We start from the raw sequence: 8,235 nt of genomic DNA, 5'->3' as shown, positions 1-8,235 counted from the left end.
TTGATGCCGAGGGTCTTCCAGGCCTGCCAGTTGCGCAGCAATACCTTGGTGTACACCAGCGGGAACTTGACGTTCTGGCTCAGCGCGTGGGCCTGCTCCTCGGAGAGGTCGCGCAGCAGGTACGGCACCATCATGTTGTAGCAGGCCATCACGCAGTGCTTGCCGCGTACCCGGTGCAGGCGGCCGGCGCGGCTGTAGCCGACATCGACGCCGCCGGCGCGGTTGCGCACGCTGACGGCGGTGCTGTTCAGGCGCAGGCGCACCGGGTGCCCGGCGAGGTCCAGCTTCGAGTAGTCGAAGCGGGCCATGACGATGTCCTCCATGCCTCGGCCCGGCGCCACCGCGGGGATCAGGTCGCGCACCATGAGCCGAGCCAGCGAGGCGTTGCCGTCGGGGAAATGGTAGATGTACGGCTCGTCCATTTCCGCCTGGGCCTCCTCGCTGGGTTGCGGCAGGCCGAGGGCGTCGAAGCCGGGGAAGCCGGCGGCGTATGCGTCGGCCGCCGGCAGGGCGTCGGCGCCGAGGGCAGAGAAGTCGTTGCTGCGGCCCTGGAAGTACTTCACCGAGGTTTCCGAGAGCCCGACGTTCTTGAGCAGGTAGTCGCGGTAGCTGGTCTTCGCCAGGTAGGTTTCCTTTTCTTCCACGCTCTTGCCGGCAAGATAGTCGCGAGGTGATTCGTACAGCGCGATGAGCGCCTCCCGGTCTTCGCGGCTCAGCGGGAAATCGCCGATGAAGGCGCGCCAGGAGCGGGCATTGAGACGATCGCGGGGGACCTCGTCGGCAACCATCGGCGTCGGGTCGCCGCTGACCAGCTTGTCCACGCCGAAGCTGGCCTTGTCGAAGAACACCGCGCGGGACAGGCCCAGGCCGGGGTAGAAGTCGGTGTCGAAGGCTGTCTCGAAGCGCTTGAGCTCGACGCCCAGGCGTTTCAGCAGGTGTTTGGCGTCTTCGCTGTAGAGGGCGTTCGGCGATTGCAGCGACTCGCTGCCGCCGTAGCCGAGGATGGTGCGCCCGCCGGCCTGGAATTCGTTGCGCTTGGCATGGCCGCCGAAGTCGTCGTGGTTCTCGATGACGAGGATGCGCGCCGCGGGGTGCCGTTCGCGATAGAACCAGGCGGCGGCGAGGCCGCTGATGCCGCCGCCGACCACCACCAGGTCGTATTCCTCTTCGATCGGCAGGTGGTCGACATCGAAGGTCTTCTTCTCCCAGCCCATCTGGTGTGCGACTTCGAAGGCGCCCGGATGGCTACCGCGCAGGCCGGTGAGCGCGGGCGGATAGTAGCGGCCGCCGGGGGCGGCGCGGAGGATCTCGGCGGGGGTCAGGCCTGCGGCGATGGTCAGGGCTACGCCGTTCAGGAAGTCGCGGCGGGAGATGGTCATGGGAAGTCCTTTGCGAGGCAGTGGGTGGCTCGGGGGAGCCATGTTCACAGTTTGCTGTTGCGAATGCGCGCGGAGCGGCTGGCGTTGGACGCCGACCCGCAGTCGCGGGCGGGCGCGGAGTTTAGAGGGCCATGCCGGCGCGTCGAAGGGCTTTCTGCTGGCACTAGGCCTCTATCTGGAAAAATGTGACATGCGTCGCGCTTTGCCACGGTGTCCGCGGAGGCCGGCAATATCTCGAAGCAAACTCCCGGCGGGCAGCGCGGACGCGAAGGGCTAGAGTCGGTCGAATCCGGTTGTTACCGAACGTCCTGGAGGTTCCTCATGAATACCCGTGGTTTGCTCGACCAATTGCTCAAGTCCGGGCAGGAAATGTTGCAGAACAAGACCGGCGGCAAGCCCGGCGCCAGCGGTGGCGGACAGCTCGGCAGCCTGCTTTCCGGCGCCGGCGGCGGAGCCCTGGCGGCTGGCGCCATCGGCCTGCTGCTGGGAAACAAGAAGGCGCGCAAGTTCGGCGGCAAGGCGATCACCTACGGCGGCCTTGCCGCGCTCGGGGTGATCGCCTACAAGGCCTACAACAACTGGCAGCAGCAACAGAGCGGCGCCGCGCCGCAGGCGCAGCCGCAGACCGTCGACCGCCTGCCGGAAGCCCAGGCCGAAGTGCATAGCCACGCGATCCTCCAGGCCATCGTCGGTGCGGCCAAGGCCGACGGCCACATCGACGAGCGCGAACGGCAGATGATCGAAGGCGAGGTGGCCAAGCTGACCAGCGACCGCGAGGTGCAGGGCTGGCTGGAGCGCGAGCTGAACAAGCCGCTGGACCCGGCCGAGATCGCCCGTGCCGCGAGCACCCCGGAGATCGCCGCCGAGATGTACCTGGCCAGCCTGCTGATGGTCGACGAGGAAAGCTTCATGGAGCGCTCCTACCTCGAGGAGCTGGCGCGGCAGCTGCGCCTGGAACCCTCGTTCAAGCTGGAGCTGGAGAACCAGGCCAGACAGGCGCTGCAGCGCCTGGCCTGAGACGGCGGAGCGTCGTTCCGCGGATAACCGCCGCCATCATGGCGGCGGCGTCGCCGAAGGGCCGAGCAGAACCTCCCGCTCGCGCTGGCACAGCTCCAGCAGGAAGTCCCAGACCACCCGCAGGCGCACCGAGCGGTGCAGCTCCCGCCGAGTGCTCATCCAGTACTCGCGCTGGATGCTTTCCTCGGGCAGCACCGGTACCAGCAACGGATCGCGGCTACCCATGAAGTGCGGCAGGATCGCCAGGCCGATGCCGGCCTGCGCCGCCTGCTGCTGGGCGACCACGCTGGTGCTGCGGAACACGACCTGGGGGTGGCGGCAGAAACTGTGGTGGAACATCAGTTCCTGGCTGAACAGCAGGTCGTCGACGTAGCCGATCCACTGGTGCCTACCGAGGTCGTCGCGGTCGCGTAGCGGCGGCGCCTGTTCCAGGTAGGCGGGGCTGGCGAACAACGCCAGGCGATAGCGGGTCAGCAGGCGGGTGATCACCAGGTCGGCGCTCGGCCGGTCTAGGGAGATGGCGATGTCCGCTTCGCGGTTGGTGATGCTGACGAAGCGCGGCACCGAGACCAGCTCGACCTCCAGGCCCGGGTAGTGGCGCATCAATTGCGCCAGGCGCGGAGCGAGGAAGACGCTGCCGAGGCCTTCGGTGACGCCGATGCGGATCTGCCCCAGCGGCGAGATGCTCTGGCTCATTTCTTCCTGGGCGAGCAGCGCGGTGTTCTCCATCGCCTCGGCGTGCTTGAGCAGCGCCTGGCCGGCCGGAGTCAACTGGTAGCCGCCGGTGTGCTGGGCGAACAGTTGGGTGCCGAGGTCGCGCTCGATGTTCTCGATGTGCCGGGCCACCGTGGCGTGAGTGGTGCCGAGACGCTTGGCGGCGGTCAGCAGGCGACCGCTGCGCTGCAACTCGAGGAAGAAACGCAGGTCATTCCAGTCGAACATGGGGAGCGCCTTCTGCCGGGCCGAGGGGGTGCTGTTAGAAAACGAACAATAGCTGCCCCGAAACGTTTGTTTTTTTATCGCGAATGAACGACTAGCCTCAAGCCGTTCGAGACTTGCCGGTCATCCGCAGGTCCGACGGCCCATCACAAGAACGACAAGACGAGGCTCGCCATGCCCGAGGTACTGGATACCTACGACTACCTCATCGTTGGCGCCGGACCTGCCGGCTGCCTGCTGGCCAACCGGCTTTCCGCCGACCCTGCCAACCGTGTCCTGCTGCTGGAAGCCGGCGGTCCGGATAACTATCCCTGGATCCACATTCCCGTCGGCTACCTCTACTGCATCGGCAACCCGCGTACCGACTGGTGCTTCGACACCGACGAGGTCCCCGGGCTCAACGGTCGTTCCCTGAAGTACCCGCGCGGCAAGGTGCTCGGAGGATGCTCCTCGATCAATGGCATGATCTACATGCGTGGCCAGGCCCGCGACTACGACCAGTGGGTGGCCGAAGGCAATCCGGGCTGGAGCTGGAGAGAGCTGCTGCCGCTGTTCCGCAGGATGGAGGACCATTTCGCCGGGACCAGCGAAATGCACGGCGCCGGCGGCGAATGGCGGGTAGAACGCCAGCGGCTCTCCTGGAAGCTGCTCGATGCCTTCCAGCAGGCGGCGGCGCAGACCGGAATCGCCAGCGTCGAGGATTTCAACGGTGGCGACAACGAAGGCTGCGGCTACTTCCAGGTCAACCAGCGCGGCGGGGTGCGCTGGAATGCCTCGAAAGGCTTCCTGCGCGGCATCGCGCAGCGCGCCAACCTGACGGTTCTGACCCATGCCGAAGTCCAGCGGGTGCTCCTCGAGGACGGCCGCGCCAAGGCCCTGTCGGTCCGTTGGCAGGGCCGCGAGCAGCGCTTCGAGGCGCGCCGCGAGATCGTCCTGAGCGCTGGCGCGATCGGTTCGCCGTGCCTGCTGCAACGCTCCGGGATCGGCCCGCGGGACCTGCTGGAGCGGCTCGGCGCCGGGGTCGTCCACGAGTTGCCCGGGGTCGGTGGCAATCTCCAGGATCACCTGCAACTGCGCATGATCTACAAGGTCGACGGCGTTCCCACCCTCAACCAGATCGCCGGCAGCCTATGGGGCAAGCTGGGCATGGGCCTGCGCTACCTGGCGAGCCGCAGCGGGCCGTTGTCGATGGCGCCGAGCCAACTGGGCGCCTTCGCCCGCTCCGATCCGCAGCAGCCCTCGGCCAACCTCGAATACCACGTCCAGCCGCTCTCGCTGGATCGCTTCGGCGAGCCGCTGAATGCCTTCCCGGCGTTCACCGCGTCGGTCTGCGACCTGCGTCCGCACAGCCGGGGAACGGTGCGCATCCGCTCGCTCGACCCGGGCGAGGCGCCGTCGATCCAGCCCAACTACCTGAGCGATCCGCGCGACCTCAAGGTCGCCGCCGACGCCATTCGCCTGACCCGCCGCATCGCCGCCGCGCCGGCGCTGGCCGCCTTCCGTCCGCAGGAGTACAAGCCCGGCCCGGAATACCGCAGCGAAGAGGATCTGCAGCGCGCCGCGGCGGAGATCGGCACCACCATCTTCCACCCTGCCGGCACCTGCCGCATGGGGCAGGGGGGGCAGGCAGTGGTGGATGCGCAATTGAGGGTGCACGGAATCCCCGGCCTGCGTATCGCCGATGCCTCGATCATGCCCAGCCTGACCTCCGGCAACACCTGTTCGCCGGTGCTGGTGATCGCCGAGAAGGCGGCGCAGATGATTCTCGCCGAGCGCCGCCGCGAGGCCGCGCCGCAGGTCGTCGAAAGCGCCATGGCCGCCGGCGGCAAGGAGGCGGTGGAGGCCTGAGGATCGCTACACCCCGTATCGCGTGGCGCCCGGCGCCGCAGCGGTCGACGCTGAAAACGGAAATGGCAGACAACAATAAGAGCCCCCACAAGGGGCGGGAGAGCCGCAATGACCGAGTACGCAACGACCCCTTCCTACACAGTGCCTGCGACCACGCCCCAGGAGGAGCGCAAGGTGATCTTCGCCTCCTCGCTGGGCACGGTCTTCGAGTGGTACGACTTCTTCCTCTACGGCGCCCTGGCGGCGGTGATCAGCAAGCAGTTCTTCGCCGGCGTCAACGACACCACGGCCTTCATCTTCGCCCTGATGGCCTTCGCCGCCGGCTTCCTGGTGCGGCCCTTCGGCGCGCTGGTGTTCGGCCGCCTGGGCGACATGATCGGGCGCAAGTACACCTTCCTGGTGACCATCCTGCTGATGGGGCTGTCGACCTTCGCCGTCGGCCTGCTGCCCACCTATGCCTCGATCGGGGTCGCCGCGCCGATCATCCTGGTCACCTTGCGCATGCTCCAGGGCCTGGCCCTGGGCGGCGAGTACGGCGGCGCGGCGATCTACGTCGCCGAGCACGCCCCGGCGAACAAGCGCGGTAGCTACACCAGTTGGATCCAGTCCACCGCGACCCTCGGCCTGTTGCTCTCGCTGCTGGTGATCCTGGCCTGCCGCCAGTTGACCGGCGACGAGTTCGAGACCTGGGGCTGGCGCCTGCCATTCCTGCTGTCCATCGTCCTGCTGGGCATCTCCACCTGGATCCGCCTGTCCATGCGCGAGTCGCCGGCGTTCCTCAAGATGAAGGCCGAGGGCAAGGTCAGCAAGGCGCCGCTGCGCGAGTCCTTCACCCAGTGGGGCAACCTGAAGGTGGTGCTGACCGCGCTGTTCAGCATCAATGCCGGCCAGGCGGTGACCTTCTACACGGCGCAGTTCTACGTGCTGTTCTTCCTCACCCAGGTGCTCAAGGTCGATGGCGGCACCGCCAACGGTCTGCTGATCGTCGCCCTGGTGCTTGGCGCGCCGTTCTTCATCGTCGCCGGCTGGCTGTCCGACCGCATCGGCCGCAAGCCGGTGCTGCTGGCCGGCCTGCTGCTCGCCACGCTGTTCTACTTCCCGCTGTTCAAGGGCTTGACCCACTACGCCAATCCGGCCATCGACCAGGCCAGCCGGCAGTCGCCGATCAGCGTGGTGGCCGACCCGGCGACCTGCACCTTCCAGTTCGACCCGGTGGGCAAGGCGACCTTCGACAGCCCCTGCGACAAGGTCAAGACCTTCCTGGTCAAGGCCGGCCTGCCCTACTCGACGGTGGCGGCGCCCGCCGGCAGCGACGTCAGGATACGGGTCGGCGAGACCGAGATCGCCGGCTTCGACGCCGAAGCGATGGCGGCCGCGGTGAAGGCGGCAGGCTACCCGCAGCAGGCCGACGGTAGCCAGGTGAACAAGCCGATGGTGATCGCCATCATCTTCGCCCTGGTGCTGATCTCCACCCTCTGCTACGGCCCGCTGGCGGCGCTGATGGTCGAACTGTTCCCGACCCGCATCCGCTATTCCTCGCTGTCCCTGCCGTACCACATCGGCAACGGCTGGTTCGGCGGCTTCCTGCCCACGGTCTCGTTCGCCCTGGTGGTGTACACCGGCGACATCTTCTACGGCCTCTGGTATCCGGTGCTGATCACCGGCGGCAGCCTGGTCTGCGCCCTGCTGTTCCTCCGCGAAACCCGCCATACCGATATCCACCGGTGACATCGCGCCCCGTTCCCGGCATGGGGACGGGGCGCACATTCCCTCCGTGATGTGCCTGTCTTCTCAGAAAAGTCTGGCTTGCCAGTTTTCTTTCTTTGTCTTTCTGCCACACTTCTGGCGTCAAAAAACGCCTTTCCAGCGCCTACAATAGCGGGAAAACCCTATGGCGCTGCTTGCCGGTGCCGGGGACGGCCTATACAGTCCGCGCGATTGACGGGCCGTTGTGGCGGCAGGAACGAATCCGGACTCGAGTCTTGGGGAAAAATGTGAAGAACTGGACTGTTCGCCAGCGAATCCTGGCAAGTTTCGCCGTGATCATCGCGATCATGCTGCTGATGGCCGCTACTGCGTACGTGAAGATGTTGACGGTGGAAAAGGGCGCCTACCGTGTCCAGGACGACGCCATGCCGGGGATGTACTTCATCACCCTGGTACGCAGTTCGTGGACCGACAACTACCTGCAGACCCAGGAACTGTTCGGCGTCACCGACGACCACGAGCTGAGCAAGGCCGAGGCTGACAGCATCCTTGCCAGCGAGGAGCGCCTGGACCAGCAGATCGCCTCCTACCAGAAGACCATGAACCCGGACGAGGCCCGCGACCACGAACTGCTCGCCGGTTTCCTGGGTGTGCGCAAGGCCTACCTGGAGCAGCACGACAAGGTGCTCGAGCTGTATCGCGAGAAACGCTTCGAAGAAGCCGGCAAGCTCGTCGCCGGCCCGTTGACCGAGCACTGGCGCGACGGTCGCAAGTACCTCAACGAGCTGATCGAGCTGAACAAGGACATCGCCGATCGCGCCTCGGAGAACATCGTCAACGCGGTGGACGACGCCGAACTGAGCATGCTGGTGACCCTGTTGCTGGCGGTGGTGGTAGCCGGCATCTGCGGGTTCCTGCTGTTGCGGGCGATCACCCAGCCGATCCAGAAGATCGTCCGCAGCCTCGACCTGATGGCCGGCGGCGACCTCACCGCGCGCCTGAACCTTGGCCGCCGCGACGAGTTCGGCGCCATCGAGACCGGTTTCAATGGCATGGCCGAGGAACTCAAGGGCCTGGTGTCGCAGGCCCAGCGTTCTTCGGTGCAGGTCACCACCTCGGTCACCGAGATCGCCGCGACCTCCAAGCAGCAGCAGGCCACCGCCACCGAAACCGCCGCGACCACCACGGAGATCGGCGCCACTTCTCGCGAGATCGCCGCCACCTCGCGCGACCTGGTGCGGACCATGAGCGAAGTCTCCGGCGCCGCCGAGCAGACTTCGACCCTGGCCGGTTCCGGCCAGTTGGGCCTGGCGCGCATGGAGGAAACCATGCACCACGTGATGGG

General features: G+C 66.7%; 6 protein-coding genes. 4 read left to right on the top strand and 2 right to left on the bottom strand.

What is annotated here, in order from left to right; genetic code table 11:
- On the bottom strand, positions 1 to 1,379 hold a 1,379-nt coding region (locus FFS27_RS24130), incomplete at its 3' end, for an NAD(P)-binding protein (RefSeq protein WP_137952251.1).
- A 321-nt stretch (positions 1,380 to 1,700) separates the two neighbouring features.
- Between FFS27_RS24130 and FFS27_RS24125 the strand changes: the two genes are divergently transcribed.
- Positions 1,701 to 2,396: a tellurite resistance TerB family protein gene (locus tag FFS27_RS24125; RefSeq protein WP_003137961.1), complete on the top strand. Its 696-nt coding sequence runs from the start codon at positions 1,701 to 1,703 to the stop codon at positions 2,394 to 2,396.
- Between the two features lie 36 nt (positions 2,397 to 2,432).
- On the opposite strand, the gene FFS27_RS24120 is transcribed toward FFS27_RS24125, so the two are convergent.
- A complete protein-coding gene (locus FFS27_RS24120; protein ID WP_003092552.1) occupies positions 2,433 to 3,338 on the bottom strand; it encodes a LysR family transcriptional regulator in 906 nt (301 codons plus the stop codon).
- Between the two features lie 171 nt (positions 3,339 to 3,509).
- On the opposite strand from FFS27_RS24120, the gene FFS27_RS24115 reads away from it, so the two are divergent.
- The 3 genes from FFS27_RS24115 to wspA all read left to right on the top strand — a co-directional run.
- A complete protein-coding gene (locus FFS27_RS24115; protein ID WP_137952250.1) occupies positions 3,510 to 5,183 on the top strand; it encodes a GMC family oxidoreductase in 1,674 nt (557 codons plus the stop codon).
- Between the two features lie 108 nt (positions 5,184 to 5,291).
- Positions 5,292 to 6,911 (top strand): MFS transporter, encoded by a 1,620-nt coding sequence (locus tag FFS27_RS24110; protein ID WP_003109626.1) that lies wholly within the window; start codon positions 5,292 to 5,294, stop codon positions 6,909 to 6,911.
- Positions 6,912 to 7,177: 266 nt separating this feature from the next.
- Positions 7,178 to 8,235: Wsp signal transduction system chemoreceptor WspA (gene wspA, locus FFS27_RS24105; RefSeq protein WP_137952249.1), on the top strand; the 1,058-nt coding region annotated here is incomplete at its 3' end.

This window comes from Pseudomonas sp. 2VD (assembly GCF_005503585.1).
Taxonomy (GTDB): domain Bacteria; phylum Pseudomonadota; class Gammaproteobacteria; order Pseudomonadales; family Pseudomonadaceae; genus Pseudomonas; species Pseudomonas aeruginosa.
Note: the sequence above shows the minus strand (reverse complement) of the source record. Positions and strands in the feature narration are given on the sequence as shown.

Excerpts from the sequence above, each read along its gene's own strand:
- FFS27_RS24110 (WP_003109626.1), top strand. The coding sequence starts at position 5,292 with ATGACCGAGTACGCAACGACCCCTTCCTACACAGTGCCTGCGACCACG.
- FFS27_RS24125 (WP_003137961.1), top strand. The coding sequence starts at position 1,701 with ATGAATACCCGTGGTTTGCTCGACCAATTGCTCAAGTCCGGGCAGGAA.
- FFS27_RS24120 (WP_003092552.1), bottom strand. The coding sequence starts at position 3,338 with ATGTTCGACTGGAATGACCTGCGTTTCTTCCTCGAGTTGCAGCGCAGC.
- FFS27_RS24115 (WP_137952250.1), top strand. The coding sequence starts at position 3,510 with ATGCCCGAGGTACTGGATACCTACGACTACCTCATCGTTGGCGCCGGA.